Annotated in this window: 16 protein-coding genes; 10 read left to right on the top strand and 6 right to left on the bottom strand. The window is 48.5% G+C overall.

Going from position 1 to position 17,329, the window contains the following annotated elements; translation table 11 throughout:
* Window positions 1-52: 52 nt before the first annotated feature.
* Genes ABRS97_RS10040 through ABRS97_RS10025 form a run of 4 tightly spaced genes read right to left on the bottom strand, consistent with a single transcriptional unit; the run spans window position 53 to window position 3,793 of the window.
* Window positions 53-1,060 (bottom strand): FecCD family ABC transporter permease, encoded by a 1,008-nt coding sequence (locus ABRS97_RS10040; RefSeq protein ID WP_367813392.1) that lies wholly within the window; start codon window positions 1,058-1,060, stop codon window positions 53-55.
* Window positions 1,057-2,070 (bottom strand): FecCD family ABC transporter permease, encoded by a 1,014-nt coding sequence (locus tag ABRS97_RS10035; protein WP_483312439.1) that lies wholly within the window; start codon window positions 2,068-2,070, stop codon window positions 1,057-1,059. Before ABRS97_RS10035 ends, ABRS97_RS10040 begins: the two co-directional genes overlap by 4 nt.
* A gap of 3 nt (window positions 2,071-2,073) precedes the next feature.
* Window positions 2,074-2,997 (bottom strand): iron-hydroxamate ABC transporter substrate-binding protein, encoded by a 924-nt coding sequence (locus tag ABRS97_RS10030; RefSeq protein WP_367813390.1) that lies wholly within the window; start codon window positions 2,995-2,997, stop codon window positions 2,074-2,076.
* Entirely contained in the window at window positions 2,948-3,793 is an 846-nt protein-coding gene (locus tag ABRS97_RS10025) for an ABC transporter ATP-binding protein (protein WP_367813389.1), read from the bottom strand. The genes ABRS97_RS10030 and ABRS97_RS10025 overlap by 50 nt, the downstream gene beginning before the upstream one ends.
* A gap of 192 nt (window positions 3,794-3,985) precedes the next feature.
* Here ABRS97_RS10025 and ABRS97_RS10020 point away from each other — a divergent pair, with 192 nt between their 5' ends.
* Window positions 3,986-5,035, top strand: a complete 1,050-nt coding sequence (locus ABRS97_RS10020; RefSeq protein WP_367813388.1) for an NAD(P)/FAD-dependent oxidoreductase — start codon at window positions 3,986-3,988, stop codon at window positions 5,033-5,035.
* 399 nt (window positions 5,036-5,434) lie between these two features.
* Here the strand turns inward: ABRS97_RS10020 and ABRS97_RS10015 are convergent, their stop codons facing one another.
* Complete coding sequence (locus tag ABRS97_RS10015) at window positions 5,435-5,878, bottom strand: hypothetical protein (RefSeq protein ID WP_367813386.1); 444 nt, start codon at window positions 5,876-5,878, stop codon at window positions 5,435-5,437.
* A 141-nt stretch (window positions 5,879-6,019) separates the two neighbouring features.
* On the opposite strand from ABRS97_RS10015, the gene ABRS97_RS10010 reads away from it, so the two are divergent.
* On the top strand, window positions 6,020-6,433 hold the full coding sequence (locus ABRS97_RS10010) for an Lrp/AsnC family transcriptional regulator (RefSeq protein WP_367813384.1): 414 nt from the start codon (window positions 6,020-6,022) through the stop codon (window positions 6,431-6,433).
* A gap of 15 nt (window positions 6,434-6,448) precedes the next feature.
* On the opposite strand, the gene ABRS97_RS10005 is transcribed toward ABRS97_RS10010, so the two are convergent.
* Entirely contained in the window at window positions 6,449-6,895 is a 447-nt protein-coding gene (locus tag ABRS97_RS10005) for a MarR family winged helix-turn-helix transcriptional regulator (RefSeq protein ID WP_367813383.1), read from the bottom strand.
* Window positions 6,896-7,036: 141 nt separating this feature from the next.
* Here ABRS97_RS10005 and ABRS97_RS10000 point away from each other — a divergent pair, with 141 nt between their 5' ends.
* From ABRS97_RS10000 to ABRS97_RS09965, 8 genes are all read left to right on the top strand, one after another.
* Entirely contained in the window at window positions 7,037-7,624 is a 588-nt protein-coding gene (locus ABRS97_RS10000; RefSeq protein WP_367813381.1) for an NAD(P)H-dependent oxidoreductase, read from the top strand.
* A 165-nt stretch (window positions 7,625-7,789) separates the two neighbouring features.
* Complete coding sequence (locus ABRS97_RS09995; RefSeq protein WP_367813380.1) at window positions 7,790-8,950, top strand: glycerate kinase; 1,161 nt, start codon at window positions 7,790-7,792, stop codon at window positions 8,948-8,950.
* On the top strand, window positions 8,934-9,770 hold the full coding sequence (locus tag ABRS97_RS09990; RefSeq protein WP_367813379.1) for a YitT family protein: 837 nt from the start codon (window positions 8,934-8,936) through the stop codon (window positions 9,768-9,770). The genes ABRS97_RS09995 and ABRS97_RS09990 overlap by 17 nt, the downstream gene beginning before the upstream one ends.
* Before the next feature lie 132 nt (window positions 9,771-9,902).
* Window positions 9,903-10,385, top strand: coding sequence for a CcdC protein domain-containing protein (locus ABRS97_RS09985; protein ID WP_367813377.1), 483 nt, complete (start codon window positions 9,903-9,905; stop codon window positions 10,383-10,385).
* Window positions 10,386-10,404: 19 nt separating this feature from the next.
* Complete coding sequence (locus tag ABRS97_RS09980; protein ID WP_367813375.1) at window positions 10,405-11,076, top strand: hypothetical protein; 672 nt, start codon at window positions 10,405-10,407, stop codon at window positions 11,074-11,076.
* 231 nt (window positions 11,077-11,307) lie between these two features.
* The gene (locus ABRS97_RS09975; RefSeq protein ID WP_367813374.1) at window positions 11,308-13,218 is read left to right on the top strand and encodes a beta-N-acetylhexosaminidase; all 1,911 of its coding nucleotides are present in this window, start codon (window positions 11,308-11,310) and stop codon (window positions 13,216-13,218) included.
* A 415-nt stretch (window positions 13,219-13,633) separates the two neighbouring features.
* On the top strand, window positions 13,634-15,091 hold the full coding sequence (locus ABRS97_RS09970; RefSeq protein WP_367813372.1) for a DEAD/DEAH box helicase: 1,458 nt from the start codon (window positions 13,634-13,636) through the stop codon (window positions 15,089-15,091).
* 294 nt (window positions 15,092-15,385) lie between these two features.
* Entirely contained in the window at window positions 15,386-17,128 is a 1,743-nt protein-coding gene (locus tag ABRS97_RS09965; protein ID WP_367813370.1) for an ABC transporter ATP-binding protein, read from the top strand.
* Window positions 17,129-17,329: the final 201 nt, after the last annotated feature.

Raw genomic sequence — 17,329 nt, 5'->3', positions numbered from 1 at the left:
GGCGGTAGATGAGCGCGTTATTCCCAATAACGCAGCCGACTACCGCCATTTCTCATTTTTTCAATAATAAATACATAAAGTATGGCGCACCGATCAACGCAACCATGATACCCGCTGGAATACCATCGGGGTCAACGAGATTGCGGCCGACAGTGTCCGCAAATAGTAACAGCCATCCCCCAATTAGAATGGCGACGGGGATAAATAACTGATTTCTCGGCCCTACTAGAGCCTTAGCCATATGTGGAGCCATGAGTCCAATAAAAGCAATGCCTCCTGTAACAGAAACCGCGGAAGCCGCCAAGGCGACAGCCGTTAGAAGCAATACGATGCGTTCCTTTTCAACTAACACGCCAACACCGATAGCCACAGGCTCGTTAAGGCCAAGGAGATTCAGTTTATTTGCTTTGTAGATAGTAAATGGGATGAGAATAGCTAACCAGGGCAGGATGGACCAAATGAAGGGCCAGTCCGTCCCCCAGATATTGCCGGCTAACCATTTCGCGATAAAATCGACTTTGGTACGTTCAGCCGATGAAATAATAACAATCATAATCCCGGATAGCGCGGTCGAGAACCCGACGCCAATCAGGACTAATCTCACGGGCTGCAGGCCGACTTTGCGATTAAATGAGAACACGTAAATGAGACATGCCGTTACGATAGCGCCGACAAAAGCGACCAGCGGAAGCACGTACACGAAAGCCCCGGCTTTGACAGGGAAGAACAAAAAGAAAAGTGCAATCGCGACGCCAGCGCCCGAGTTAATGCCGATGATTCCGGGATCGGCCAAATCATTGCGCGTAATGCCTTGCAGGATCGCGCCGGATAAGGACAGAGCCATGCCCGCGAGCAAGGTAACGATCATTCGAGGCAATCGAATGGAGAAGATGACAAAATGCTCTTTGAACGTACCCTGACCCAGAAGCGTAGGAATCAGCCTATCATAGGACACAGAGGAGTATCCGATGCCCATCCCGACGAGAATTGTGGCCAGAATAAGCCCAAGCGAAACGACTAGAATAATTCGTTGTTTTCTAAGTATAGCGGGATGGATCATGAGAAGGCCTTGCCTCCTTTACTCACGATGAACAGGAAGAAAGGCAAACCCAGCATCGCAACAATAGCCGCTACAGGCGTTTCGTAAGGTGAATTGATCGTCCGCCCAAGGGTATCGGCAAGGAGCATGAAAGCAGCACCGGATATAGCCGACATCGGGATAATGAAGCGATAATCCGTTCCAACGATGGCGCGAACAATGTGAGGAATCATGAGACCGATGAATGCCATATTGCCGACAAGCGCCACAGAGGCTCCTGCAAGTAAAATGATGATGATGAACAGGACGGTTTTAACTTGAATCGTCTTTTGCCCTAATCCAACCGCCACTTCTTCGCTTAAACTAAGCACGGTCAGCTGTTTGGAAAGCAGCAGGGATATGGCAATCCCCAGGGCAATCAAGGGGGCAATGATTTGGAGCTGGCCCCATGAAGTGCCGATCAGACCGCCAGCCGTCCACATGGATACATCTTTAGAGATTTTGAAATAAATCCCGATACCCTCCGAGACAGCGTAGAGAAAGGCGGAGACCGAAGCGCCGGCCAGTACAATACGAAGCGGAGAGAAACCGCCCTTTTTCATCGAGCCAATCCCGAAAACCATAACTGCTCCCACAGCAGCACCGATAAAACAAGCGATCATCAGGCTGAAGTAATTGGCTGAAGGGACGAACGCAATCGTACAGGCAAGAGCCGCTTGTGCGCCAGCAGTCAAACCTAGCAGCCCCGGGTCAGCGAGCGGGTTTCTCGTCATGCCTTGCATGATGGCGCCGGATACGGCTAGCGCAGCGCCGACAAATATCGCCGCCACTTCACGCGGGAATCGGATTTCTCGGATGATCGAAATTTTTTCGCCAGCCGCGTGAGTAGTTAATGCCAGCCATACATCTCTGACGGTTGCATCAGCGGCTCCGAATACCAGGGAAATAACAAACATCGCCACGAATACGAGGATTCCAACTGCAAGTTTATAGCCAAAGGGGATGAAACGTTGATTTTCTTTGATGATCATTCGTTATTTACCGAGCAAGTTTTTCGTAAAAGAGTCCAGTTGGTAATCCAGCGTTAACGGATCGTTGAAATAGAATTCTTTGGCATTTACTTCGAATAGTTGTTTGTTTTTAACAGCCGGCGTGTTTTTGTACGTATCGGTTTGCTGGAACGAATTATCAGCATCCGGATTTTTACTTAAGATGACGTAATCGCCGGCATATTGAGGGAATACTTCCAGAGACAACGCGTAGTAACCGTCTTTTTCAACCATTTCTTTGACCTTCTGAGGCATGCCGAGTTTCATTTCCTGATATAGAATCTCAGTACCGCGGCCCCAGTGGTCGCCGTAGACGTATAACTGCTTGTCGAAGCTTTCAATGACAGAAATAGTTTTGTCAGCGCCGAGCTTCGCTTTAATGTCCTCTCCGGCTTTTTGAGCCCGTTTTTTGAAGTCATCGACCCATGTTTTAGCTTCTTTTTCTTTGTTCAAAAGCTTGCCGATTTCAAGATGCTGCGTTAAATAATCGACCTTCCCATACGTGTACGTAACCGTGGGAGCGATCTGTTTCAATTTATCAACGTTTTTAATCGTGGAGAGACCGATGATGAGGTCGGGCTTCAACTCGATAATTTTTTCCAAGCTTTCATCAGATACTTCTTGAACATCTTTTAGTGTTTTATCAAAGCGGGGGTTCATTTTGGACCAAGATTCTACACCGACAAGCTTTACGTTCAGAGACATTACATTTCCTGCAAAAGCAGAAAGAACAATCACGCGTTGAGGGTTGGCAGGAACATCGATGGGACCATTTTCAGATTGATAGGTGATGGTTGTGGCTTTGTTACCCGCGTTAGCTGCGCTGCCCTCTTGTTTGGCTGTTCCGCTGCCGCAGGCACTAACGGATAGCATGACTAAGAACAGGAATGGAATCATTTGTTTTTTCATTATTTTCTTCCCCTTTTAATAAATTGTATGTGAAACACATAGGCTTGTTCGTGCGAGGGTCTCGGCCAATTTCGGCATCAATATGGAACACTTTTTTCAGCACCTCAGGAGTAATCACTTCTTCGCAGCTCCCGGCCTTTACAACTTCACCGTCTTTGAGAGCGATGATATAGTCAGCAAACCGGGCAGCTTGATTCAAATCGTGAAGCACCATGACAATCGTGCGCTCTTGCTCAATGTTCAGCTTTTGAAGCAGCTCCAGCACCTCTAATTGATGCGCCAAGTCCAGATAGGTAGTAGGCTCGTCGAGGAAGATGATGTCTGTTTCTTGCGCAAGTGCCATAGCAATCCATACGCGCTGTCGTTGGCCTCCCGATAGCGCATCGACAGGACGATACTTAAATTCTTTCGTTCCGGTCACTTCAAGCGCCCAGTCAATGACTTCATAATCCTTTTTCGTGAGGCGGCCGAAGCCTGTCTGATACGGAAAACGGCCGTAAGATACCAACTCTCCAACGGTAAGTCCGCTTGCACTCTCTGGGGCTTGTGGGAGGATCGCCATTTTTCTAGCGAGGGTCTTCGTATGTTCTTTGGTAATCAGCTCACCATCAAGCACGACGGCTCCTGAATCATGCGGAATTATTCGGGTGCTCGCCTTTAATAGGGTAGATTTCCCGCAGCCGTTCGCTCCGATAATTGTGGTAATTTTTTTATCAGGAAACGAGACACTGAGATTTTTCACAATTAGCCGTTCACCATAACCAATGTTCAGTTCATCTGTATATAGGCGAACCATTTCGTAACCTCCATTTGTTGATCCAACATGACTGTATATATTGATAATGATTATCAAAATCAATTACATTACACACTTTAATCCTGGTCGTTTCATTTGTCAACCGCTATTTATGATTGTAAAAGTGGGAGAAACGGCGTATATTTAAATGAGAATGATAATCAATTACATTTGGCGCAAAGGAGTGGAACAATGGAACAACAGGAATTATACGATGTGACAGTAATTGGAGGGGGTCCGGCGGGGCTTTACTCGACATTTTATAGCGGACTTAGAGAAATGAAGGCCAAGCTGATTGAGTACCAGCCACGACTAGGCGGCAAAATTCATGTATATCCGGAGAAAATGATTTGGGATGTGGGCGGACATACGCCAATTTCAGGGGCCAAGCTGATTGAAAAGCTTGTGGAGCAAGGATTGACGTTCAATCCTGAGGTTGTTTTGAATGAAAAAGTGGAGTCGATTACAAGGAATGAGGATGGCATTTTCGTATTAAAGGCGGCCTCCGGCCAACAACATTATTCGAAGACGGTCATTGTTGCCGTCGGCACCGGCATTCTGAATCCTCAGAAGCTGGAGATTGAAGGCGCAGAGCGTTACGAGGTCTCGAATTTAAATTATACCGTGAAATCTTTACAGCGGTTCAAAGGCAAAACCGTGATCATTTCAGGCGGAGGCAACTCGGCCATCGATTGGGCGAATGAACTAGAGCCGATCGCCAAACAAGTGTATATTACCTATCGCAAAAGCGAGCTGACGGGGCATGAATCTCAAGTAAAGCAGCTTGTGAACAGCTCTGTAATTAGCTATTTAAACACATCGATCACCAAGCTAGCGGCCAGTGCGAATCATGAAGCCATTGAACGGGTTGAGCTGACCAACCATGAGACAGGTGAAGTTTCCTATTTGGCTATTGATGAAGTGATTATTAATCATGGTTATGAGCGTGACAGCACATTGCTTGAAAATAGTGAACTGGATATCACGCTTGTTGAAAATTTTTATATCGCAGGCAATGCCGCCAGTGAATCTTCGATAGAAGGGCTTTATGCGGCCGGGGATATTTTGAAGCATGATGGAAAAGTTCGCTTGATCGCGGGTGCCTTCCAAGATGCCGCCAATGCTGTCAACAGAGCGAAACAATATATTCAGCCTGAAGCGGATAAAGTCGGGATGGTATCCTCGCATAACGAAGTCTTTAAGCTGCGTAATCGGGAATTAGTGAAACAGATGATGAGCTGATGGGAACGTGCAGTGGATCACCGGCTAAACGATTCGCAGCAACGGTGAATTCGTATAAAAAGAACAGCCGCTTCCATCATTTTCGATGAAAGTGGCTGTTTTTCTTTGTAGCCAGGAAGTTTAAGTTCGAAAGAGATCGTCTTCATACGCGGGCAAGCGGAACTACAGTGCGTTATGGCTAGGCATATCGGCTTCAATGGTCATTTCGCGGAACTGCAGTTCCCTATTTACCAGAAATCGGGGATTACAGGCTGAAAACAACTTGTTTAACGTACCGTAGTTCCCCGTGACTATTAAAACCGGGGCTATTCCAAGAAATAAGAGATTGTAGTTCCGTCGTTACCTTTAATGAAGGACCTAGCGGTGATCCTTGATCTTCCGCGTTGGGTTTTAAGGAAGTTAATCAGCTTTCTCTACGCTGAGCTCTTTGAACACGCCGATTTCGGTATGATTGTTCTCGGCCAGCGCGAGTTTGATCTTATTCGTGCCTTTCTGCAAACCTTGAAGAGGATAAGGAGCTGTGTCCTTGATTGGGCCAACTAATGTGCCATTCAGATAAAAGTGGATATGGCCTTCTCCGTCTACTGGCGCCCCCTCATAGTGTTCACTTGAAAGCTTCAAGTTGGTAGTCACTTTCAGAATATAACTGTCGTTTTCTTTAGAAACGGTAGCATCAAGCGAATATTTGGCAGCTTGACCGGCTTTTGCTGGTTGTTGCGTGTGCTGATCATGAGGGGAAGCATTTGCCACCTTACTCGCACCCGCTGCAGGGTTGCCGCCACAACCAACCACACCAACGAATACTAGGCATATTGAAAATAGAATAAATAGCTGTTTTATCACTTGTCTTAACCCTCCCAAGTAGGTAATAATTGTATTTCGAGGACCCTCTAGTAAGCATTCTAGCGCATACAATCGTCCCCTTACATACATTCATGAAAGTGTTTTTACCCTATTACTTAGTCTATGAAAGGATGAACCGGAGTGATTGATCACATCGATATGGAAATCCTGCGTTGTTTGCAAACGAACTCCAGATTGCAATGGAAACAAATTGGGGAGATCGTTCATATGTCTGGCGTGGCGGTAGCTAATCGTATTGGGCGGTTAGAGGAATTAGGGGTTATAGAGGGATATACGGTCCGGCTGAATGAGAAATTGCTGGGGAATACCTTCTGCATTTTTGTAACCGTGATGATAAGGGACTATAAGCATACGAAGTTTCAAGCATTCATCCAGGAACGCGATGAAATCAAAGAGGCTCACCGTGTTAGCGGCGAGCCCTGCTTTATTTTAAAAGTCCAAGTACCTGATCATAACCTGCTGTCAAAGCTCTTGGATGAAATTCTAGTCTATGGCAGTTACAAAATTAATATTTCCATAGGTCAGTGCAAATAACAGGCAGCTCTGCGCTTATTGTGGGGATTTGCCGGAATGGAAAAATTTGGATTGAAGCACATCCAGCGCATGTTGGATTTCTTCCAGCTCGCCTTCGGATGTATCTTTTAACCGCTGCAGGAAGCGGCCTTTGATGCTAGCGAATGCATTGTTCATCATCGTCTGGCCTTGCTCGGATAGGCGAATATATTGTTTGCGCCTGTCTTCGGCGACCTCGAATTTCTCGCATAGATTCTTTTCGGTCAGCTTCTTCAGTTCACGGCTTGTATTCGGCATGGACATGTGCTGGCAATCGCTGATTTCACTAAGGGTCACGGGCTGGCTGACCGCGATGTATTCCAGAATGCTATATTGGAGAGGAGTAATGGCATCAAATTTAACATCCTTCGCCATTTCATGCTGTGCATGATGAACAGCTGTAATGAAGGTTACAAATCTATGGAAAAGAGCTGTTTTGTCCACAGCAACCACCTCGCTTCTTATTGACAAAGATAACAAATTAATTATCAAAAAACAATTATCATAAAACAATTATCATTTGACAACTAAAATATGGATGTGATATGATTTGCTTATCAAATGATAAGTAAAGAGGTGGAATGATTGAACACATTGGTCATATATACACATCCGAATCATCAAAGCTTAAGCTATGCATTTTTGCAAAAAGTCATCCAAGGCAGCACAGAGAACCCCCAGATCACGGAGATCAAGGTGCTGGATTTATATGAGGAAGGGTTTAACCCGGTGCTGGTTTTCAACGAAACCAAGCGCAGAAGGGAATTGCACGCCGATCCTGAGCTTCTTAAGTACCGCGAGCAGCTGATGTGGGCGGATAAAATCGTGCTGGTGTACCCGATCTGGTGGGGACGCCCGCCGGCTATGCTTATGGGGTACATCGATAAGATGTTTGTCTCAGGCTTTGCTTTCAAGAATAACGGCCGTATCTTACCAGAGGGGCTTATGAAAGAGAAGTCGGTTGTTTGCGTGTCGACGATGAAGGGACCTGCACTGTATCCGCTGTTCTGGTTGTATAATGCGCACAAAATATTAATGAGAAAAGCTTTATTCCAATATGTAGGGATAAAAAAAGTGAAATTTTTTGAATTCGGCAGTATGGAGAGTCCGAAGGGAAAACAGGAAGTGAAATTAAACAAAATTTATCAGTATTTTAAAACGATAGCCAGCTAGTTGCATAGCTTGCCAGAAAATCGGAAAGCCTGGGGTCGATCTCTTGATCAGCTCCAGGCTTATTTCTGTGGGCTGGCGCGAACAGCTAAAACTGCTTATCAGGACAATAGACAGCCTGTATAATAGTCAGCAGAGGCAGAAGTTGCCATGTTGGGAGGATGCAAGGTGAACATTGTCATCGCGCCAGATTCGTTTAAAGGAAGCTTGACTGCTCAACGTGTTGGGCGTGCGATAGAAAGAGGCATTAAGCGGGCATCGCCTGCAAGCGTTACCCAAGTCTTCCCGATGGCCGATGGCGGCGAAGGAACCATGGACTGTTTGATCGCCGCCACACAGGGGAGATTCGTGCGCGTTTCTGTGCAAGACCCGCTGGGGCGCATGATCGATTCCGGATTCGGCCTACTGGGAGACGGCACAACCTGTATCGTTGAAATGGCGATGTCATCCGGGCTATGCCTGATTGAAAGTGCGGAACGCAATCCGTTAAAAACGACAACTTATGGGTTCGGCCAATTGATACGCGCGGCACTTGATCAAGGCTGCCGAACATTCATTCTGGCTTTGGGCGGCAGTGCAACGAATGATGGCGGGGCAGGCATGCTGCAAGCTTTGGGCGTGGAGCTTCTAGATCAGGATGGACAGCCAATCGGCTATGGCGGCGGTGAATTGGAGAGCGTAGCAGCCATTCGCACGAACGGTCTGGACCCGCGTCTTGCGGACTGCCGGTTCACTGTCGCCTGCGATGTGGACAATCCCTTCATCGGTCCGAATGGGGCCTCCGCCGTATTCGGGCCTCAGAAAGGCGCGACAACCGCAATGGTTGCGAAGCTGGAGCGGGGGTTGAAGCAATTCGCGGATGTCATTGAAGGCACGCAAGGCGTAGCCATTCATGACGTTCCGGGCGCAGGCGCGGCTGGCGGCCTGTCCGGCGGCATTTTGGCTTTCTTAAGCGGAGAACTGGAGTCGGGGATATCCATTGTGACCCGAATCACAGGACTGGAAGCGGCTGTTCGGAAAGCCGATCTGGTTATCACCGGCGAGGGCCGGGTGGATGCCCAAACGGCCCACGGTAAGACGCCGTTGGGCGTCGCTCAAGTCGCCAAGACCCACGGCGTCCCTGTTATTGTTGTGGCGGGCTCCATCGGCCAAGGAATAGACAGCTTGTACGACCAGGGTGTGTCGGCGGTGGTCAGCATAGTGAATCGTCCCATGACGCTTGCGGAGGCAATGGAACAGACGGAGCCGCTGCTTGAAGAGGCGGCCGAGCAAATTTTGCGCATGATTCAGCTTAAGGCGGGTGGACACGATCATGAAACAAAAAGGTAAGGATATTCTTTTTCTGTTAGCGGGATCTTTGATGTTTGCGTTGGCTGTTAATCTATTTGTCATTCCCAACAAGTTCGGTGAAGGTGGGGTCACGGGTGTCAACATCATTTTATTTTATCTCTTCCATTGGTCACCCGGGCTCGTTAATCTGGTGCTGAACTCGCTGCTTCTCCTGATAGGCTATAAATTTCTGGATAAAATGACGATGCTGTATACGATCATTGCTGTGGTCTTTAATTCTTTTTTTCTATACCTGACAGAGGGCTGGCGCATTGCTTCTAATGAACCGCTGCTCAATGCCATCTTCGGCGGGGTCTTCGCCGGTATTGGCTTAGGCTTGATCATCCGGGTGGGCGGGACCACAGCGGGATCTACGATTTTGGCCAGGATTGCCAGTAAGTATTTGGACTGGAATGTCAGTTACTCGTTGTTGTTTTTCGATTTGATCGTGGCGGTATCCTCTTATTTTGTCATTGGTGCCCAGAGTTTGATGCTCACCATTGTCATGCTGTACATCGCGACGAAAGTGATGGATTTCATTATTGAAGGCGTTAATCCCAAGAAGGCGGTTACGATCATATCCGAGCAGCAGGATGCGATTGCCGAACAAGTGAATGTGTTGATGGACAGAGGAGTTACGGTTCTATATGGCCGAGGCTATTATGCCAAAACACCAAGAGAGGTTCTGTATATCGTTGTCAGCAAGCAAGAGGTGAGTTTGCTCAAAAAAATCGTGAAAGCGCACGATAAGCAAGCATTCGTCGCAATACATGATGTGCGTGATGTTTTCGGAAGAGGATTTGTCGAGTTGGCCAAGTAACAAATAGAGAACGGACAGAAAAGGTGGTGACGTTTGTCACCCTCAACTGCTTACTTCTTTCACTTCTTGAACACTGCCTTATGAGAGATAATTTGAATATCAAATCAAATCGATTAAGGGAGTGTTGGTAACATGAATTCGACAATTTCTTTAGGTATTTCGCTGGTGATATTTATTTTGATTATGCGCGGTCAATTACGCGGTACGAAAACGCCGATTGCCAAGTCAGGGATCGCGCTGCTGCTGCCGATTCTGTACATCTCGACATCGTTGCTTCAATTAACGGATCCGCGGCTCCACTTGCAAGCAGCGGAAGTCTTCATCGCGTTGTTGCTGGGTCTGGTCATTTCATTACCGCTTATCGCTGTGACGAAGTTTGAAGTTCGCGAAGATGGAAATACCTATTTTAAGCGGGACAATAGGGTGTTTGTGATTTTGATTGCGATCTTCGCGCTTCGGTTTATTGTTGTCGCTACGATACATGCGATCGATCCAAGCACGCTGGGATTCTTGAGCAACTTGGTTACGCTGAGCTACTTAGCGACATGGCGGATCGTGACTTTTATCAAGTTTCGTAGTAGCATCAAGGGGAACTTATTGCAAGCCAGAGCATAATGGAAGGTGGGCGTTTATTTTGAAAAAGCGTATCGGCTGCTTGCATGCCCATTATTCGAACATTGCGTATATGGAACAGGCCTTCGCCTCCTATGAAGCTGAGCTGCTTCACTTTGTAGACCCTGGCCTGGTATCCCGCGTGGGATCGGATGAGGCATTTAGCCTGGAGGATGCGCAACAAAAAGTAAACGATCAAATAGCGTGGATCGCCTCCTGTCACGTCGATGCGATCTTGGTAACATGTACGAACTATGTAGCCCTGCTTCAAGAGGAGAAGCTCTCGACAACCGTTCCGATCATCAAAATTGATGAGCCATTTTTTCAGGCGATATGTGCCCGGGAACAGCCGCAAATCCTGCTTTTCACGAACACGGCTACGGTTGAAGGCACGCTGGAACGTCTTCATGCTTATGCAGAAGCATGCGGGAAATCTCCGGTGGTGGACGTGCGCATCATTGAGCATACTTTCGAATTGATCATGCAAGGGAAAAAAGAGGAGTACCTGCGTGCGTTGACCGCTTATATGCACCATTTGCTGTCATCACAACCGGATAAAGAGATTGCGGTAGCGCAGTTATCTATGGCAGAAGCGGCTAGATGTATCGAAGAAGAAACGGGCAGCAGTATTGTGAATCCCTTGGAAACGTTAATGCTGCATATCGAAGATAACTTGGAATTGAGCAAAAAATAGCAATCTATGAGATCGTTCAGTGCCACTTCTACCAGGTAGAGGTGGTATTTTTTGTTGCTGCTGCGGGAATTCTGTTCTTGTATCATTTCATAGGTTTGGTGTTAATATGATTGAAAACGTCATAAATTTAGTTATTATTGCGCGATTTTAATTAAATATATGGATAATAAAGATGAAATCGTGTAAGCTTCAAAGTAGCAGATACTGACACCAGTCTAGGAGGACATACAAATGAAGTTGCGTTTCGTTGGGGATATGGCCGCGCTGCTGCCCGGCATAGCGGTGTTATCGCAAGAGCTTCGGATTACGGAAGCGGAGGATGGCATGATTGTGCGCGTCGAGCCGTCGGCAGGTGAATTGGCAGCAGGGATAGAGCAGGGCGAAGCGTATATACGCTATGGGCAAAAGCATCAGTTTTTCCGTGGACTCGGACTGCTTGTTCAGCATGGCCGCAGCGGAGAAACTTTTCATATACAGGAAAAACAGCAGTTCGATACGATCGGTCCCATGTTCGATCTGTCTCGCAATGCGGTGCTGACCCTGGACAGCTTCAAATTCATGTTGAATAAAATGGCTTTGATGGGACTGAATACCGTCATGCTGTATTTGGAAGACACCTATGAAATCAGCGGTGAGCCCTATTTCGGGTATATGCGGGGGCGCTATACACAAGCGGAGCTTAAAGAGATTGACGATTACGCGGATCAGTTCGGCATTGAAGCTTTTCCGAGTATCCAGACCCTTGCGCATTTGGAGGAGTTTCTGAAATGGGAGCCGGTGAAACATTATAAGGATACGAAGGGTGCGCTGCTGGTCGGGGAAGAGAAGACGGATCAGTTGGTGGAGAAGATGATCGAAGCCGCCAGTGCGCCATTTCGCAGCCGCAAAATTCATGTTGGCATGGATGAAGCGGAAGAGCTGGGACGTGGAAAATATTTGGACCTTAACGGTTATGTGAGCCGCTTTGACATTATGACCGGGCATTTGGAGAAAGTGCTGAATGTTGCCCGCCGCCGCGGTCTGAGGCCGATGATGTGGAGCGATATGTTCTTGAAGCTTGCTTCCTATGGAGGCAGCGAATATTACGATGAAGACACGCAAATCCCGGAGGATATGGCCGACCGCATCCCGAAAGATGTGGATATGGTGTATTGGGACTATGTACATACAGAACGTGAGGAATACGAAAGCTTGATTGCCAAGCACCGCCCGCTTGGCTGTAATCTGGTTTTCGCTGGCGCTGTGTGGGTATTTAACACGTTCGGCGTCAACTACGGCTTGTCACTGCACGCCTCGGATACGGCGCTGCAGGTGTGCAAGCAAGAGGGCATCCGCGAAGTGTATGCGACGATGTGGGGCGACGACGGCATGGAAAGCAACCCGTTCATTGCGCTGCTGGGCTTGCAACTGTATGCGGAGCATGCCTACTCGGAGGATAAGCTGGATTGGCAGCGCTTGGCGGACAGGGTCAAATTCTGTACGGGCATCGAGGCTGACGCGTATTTGCAGCTCAAATATTTGGATGAGACGCCGGGATCTGAGCCGGATAACCGGAAGCAGAGCAATCCTTCCAAGTTCCTATTGTATCAGGATGTGTTGCTGGGCATGTTCGACAAGCAGATCGAGGGGCTGGATATGGCGGCACACTATGCGAAGGTGGAGCGGGATATTCACAGCCGCCGCGTTAGCGACGCCGAGCTGGATTATTTGTTCGACGTGCCGGAGAAGCTATGCGCGGTGCTGAAGATCAAGAGCGAGATCGGCATCGAGCTGAAGCGAGCTTACGACGCCAAGGATACGGCGGCGCTGAGACGTATCGCGACGGACGTGCTGCCTGCGATTGCGGAAGCTGTGCGGGAGTTGCGCGCCGCCCATCGCGCCCAGTGGCTGCGCATGTTCAAGCCGTTCGGCTGGGAAGTCATCGACATTCGCTATGGCGGTGTTGTCAACCGGCTGGATACGGCTTCGCTAAGGCTTCTCGACTATGTGGAGGGTCGGATCGGGCGAATCGAAGAGCTGGAGCAGGAGCGTTTGTTGTACAGCACCACGAACCGATTCACCAACAAGGGGGTAGGCTGGTGCAGCTATTACTACCGGATAGCGTCGCCGAACGTGTTCTTTCATGTGTTGAATCCTTTTTAAACAGGAAGGGCGTCCGCTGAGGGCGCTCTTTATTTATATAAGTAACGCAAGTGAGATTTAGGGGATGATAAATGGATTCCCCGCGGAACGTGGGGGCGTTATTTGCAGAGATTCGAGCCTCGATGGTCGTTTTGTGGAACGTCAGTTCGCTATCCATAAGGAAATGACAGGTTGTAGGTTCATAAATACTGAATCATGCATCGTAGTTCCCTGGCGCGGTCGGGAAATGGGCAATTTGGAAGATTAACGCCTTGTAGTTCCGCGAGATGGCGGATCGATGTTCCATTGCTAATCACAGATCTGAGCTGGGCGCTGTTTCTGCTCATTTGAAGCGCTCGCCCCAACATGCAAAACGCTAGCAGAGACAACGTGCTATAATGCAAAGAAGAACTTATTGAATAGAAGAGGTACCTGTATGAGTGACAAACGTTTTAAGGACTACCCATTAAGCGATGACATCCTAAGAGCGCTGGAAGGCTTGGGATACGAGCAGCCGACAGATGTTCAGAGCGAAGTCATTCCCGTAGCGCTGGAGCGCAGGGATTTAGTTGTAAAATCGCAGACAGGCAGTGGGAAAACTGCCGCATTCGGCATTCCGATATGCGATCTGGTCGATTGGAATGAGAACAAACCGCAAGCGTTGATCTTAACGCCTACGCGCGAGCTTGCTGCACAAGTGAAAGAGGATTTCACGAATATTGGGCGGTTTAAGCGCATTAAAGCGGCGGCCATTTATGGCAGAGAGCCATTCGCGAGACAGAAGGTAGAATTACATCAAAAAAATCACGTGGTCGTAGGGACGCCTGGACGTGTGTTGGATCATATTGAAAAAGGCACGCTCGCCTTGGGGCGATTGGCCTACCTCGTCATCGACGAAGCGGATGAAATGCTGAATATGGGCTTTATCGAGCAAGTGGAGGCGATTATCCAGAGGCTGCCGAGCGAGCGTGTGACGATGCTGTTCTCCGCTACGCTGCCGGCAGACGTGGAGAATTTATCTCTTAAGTATATGAACGATCCGGTTCAAATCGAGATCAAGGCGGAAGGGATTACGACAGCGACCATTGAACACGCGCTATACGAAGTGAGTGAAGCGGATAAACTCGCGTTGCTTAGAGATGTAACCGTTGTCGAAAACCCGGATAGCTGCATTATTTTTTGCCGGACGCAAGAGCAAGTCAATCACCTGTTTAGGCAGCTGGCCGATCTGGACTACCCTTGCGATAAAATCCATGGCGGCATGGTGCAAGAAGAGCGATTCGAAGTGATGAACGCTTTTAAAAGAGGGCAATTCCGATACTTAATCGCCACCGATGTCGCGGCAAGAGGCATTGATATTAAAAATATTTCGCATGTGATTAACTATGACCTTCCCTTAGAGAAGGAAAGCTATGTGCATCGCACGGGACGTACCGGGCGCGCCGGTCAAACCGGGAGAGCGATCACCTTCATTACGCCCCATGAGGGGAAGTATTTGGCGGACATTCAAGCTTACATAGGCTTTGAGATTCCTAAAGCGACAGCGCCATCCGAGGCTGAAGTTCTCGATTATGCGGCTGCTTTTGAAAAGAAAATCAATGTTCAGCCCCGCATGATCAAAGATAAAAGCGAGCTTATAAATAAAGAAATCATGAAACTGTATTTCAACGGCGGCAAGAAAAAGAAGCTCAGAGCCGTGGATTTTGTGGGAACAATTGCTAAAATTGACGGCGTTACAGCCGAGGATATAGGCATTATTACGATTCAGGACAATGTCACCTATGTGGATATTTTGAATGGCAAAGGCCCGCATGTCCTGGACGTTATGAAGCAAACGACGATCAAGGGGAAGCTGTTGAAGGTCCATAAGGCGAACAAACAAGCAGGATTTTGAGATCAGAGTTAAACAGGATGCGTGAATGGTTGTCCATGAGGGGACAGCCGTTTTTTTTGTGGACAGAAGGAGACAAGATTGTGAAGAAAATAGGTAGGGCTCTAATCGTAACGGCATTTTTCGCCACGGGGATGCCTCTGCCGCAACCAGCATCGATCATAGAGGGCATACGTTTGTTCCGCTTCGCTTTGTGAGTAAATCGGAAACTTTGATTAAAACGTGAGTAGAGGTGGACTTCGATAGAATGAAGCTATAGAATCAGGGTATATGCTTAATTGGAAAGAGGTGGAATTTTTGTCTTTTGTCATTCGACTGCAGTGGTTTTTCAAATGGCGTTGGAGCCGCTATGTGCTGGCTATCAGTTTGATGTCGTGTGTCAGCTTGCTCTCGACCATACCGCCCAAAATGATTGGGAATACCATCGATCACATTCGCAACGGCGATTTGACGGCGTCCGGCTTAAGCCAGACAGTTCTCTTGCTTGTTGGTCTCTCCGTGTTGTTATATGTGATGGCGTATGTATGGATCACTACCTTGTTCGGGAACTCGGCGCTGATTGAGAAGGTGCTTCGCGGACGGCTGCTTGCGCATCTGACGAAGATGACGCCGGCCTTCTTCCAACGCAATAGTACGGGGCAGCTCATGGCGCTGGCAACGAACGACGTGCTGGCCATCGGGCAAACGGCCGGCTATGGCGTGATGACGCTGGTGAATACGCTGGTTGGCGCATCGGTCGTAATTATTATGATGATTTCCTTTATCAGCTTCAAATTAATGCTTGCGGCGCTGATTCCGCTGCCTTTCCTGGTTGTCGTTATTAACAAGTTGGGTGAAAGGGTAAGGATCCGCTTTCTCGCGGCGCAGGCCTCTTTCGGCAAAATGAACGATCATGCGCTGGAATCGATTTCCGGCATCCGTGTGATCCGTTCCTATGTGCAAGAGGAGCATGATCTTACCGCTTTTGATAAAGTCACATCAGAAGTTATGGATAAAAACAGACGCGTATCGCTTCTGAATGCGCTCTTTCAACCGCTCATTTCGCTCATTGTCGGAGTCAGCTATTCTATTGGCATCGGGTATGGATCTTATCTTGTTTTTCATGATGAAATTACGCTGGGGCAGCTGATTTCTTTTAACATTTATTTAGGTATGCTGATCTGGCCTATGATTGCCTTCGGCGAGTTCATTAATGTTCTCCAGCGCGGCAGCGCCTCGGCAGACCGACTGGAAACCGCGCTTGCTCAAGAATCGGATATTGCCGATGCGGACGCGCCTGCAAGCATGGGATTGCCGGATTCTATTGAAATGAGACAATTAACATTCACCTATCCAACCTCCAACCATCCAAGCCTGTCTCATGTTTCTTTCCGATTGGAGCGCGGACAAACATTGGGCATCGTCGGTAAAACGGGCAGCGGAAAGAGCACGCTGCTGAAGCAATTGCTGCGTCAGTACCCAGTGGAACCGGAGCAACTGCTTGTTGCAGACGTTCCCGTCGAACGGATTGCTCTTGATCAAATGAAGCGCTGGATCGCGTATGTGCCGCAGGAGCATCTGCTGCTCTCCAAGTCGATTCGCGATAATATCGCACTCGGCAAGCCAGAGGCGACGGCGGAAGAGATGGCCAGAGCCATCGAAATGGCTTCTTTTACACAGGACATCGAGCAAATGCCGGAGGGTTTATCGACTATCGTCGGTGAAAACGGCGTCATGCTGTCCGGCGGACAGAAGCAGCGGTTAGCGATTGCACGGGCGCTGTTGATCGACTCGGAAATCTTGCTGCTCGACGACGCGCTGTCAGCGGTCGATGCACGGACCGAGAGCCGGATTCTGCACCATGTCCGGTTGGAGCGTGCGGGTAAGACGACATTCATAACCACACACCGCCTTTCTGCGGTCAGCCATGCGAACTGGATCCTTGTTCTAGATGAGGGGCGGATTGTCGAGGAAGGCACCCACGAGGAGCTCATGCTGTTCGGCGGTTGGTACAAAGAGCAGTGGGATCGCCAGCAGATGGAAGCTAGCTTGGAAGATTGAAGTAAAGCGTTGCAGTTGAAGCTGGGGGGCGCACTAGGCCGTGTCGCAACAAGGTGTGAAACGAAAGCAGACTGCGGGCATTCTGACGCAGCAAGGGAAGTTGGCACACGGTAATTGGAGCGCAACCAAGGGTATCCCTCCCCAGTGCGTAGCTGGAGCGCACCCGAGGGTATTCCTCCCCAGTGCGTAGCTGGAGCGCAC

This window comes from Paenibacillus tabacirhizosphaerae (assembly GCF_040812395.1).
Lineage (GTDB): Bacteria > Bacillota > Bacilli > Paenibacillales > NBRC-103111 > Paenibacillus_E.
The sequence above is the reverse complement of the archived record's forward strand: the minus strand, read 5'-3'. Positions and strand labels throughout refer to the sequence as shown.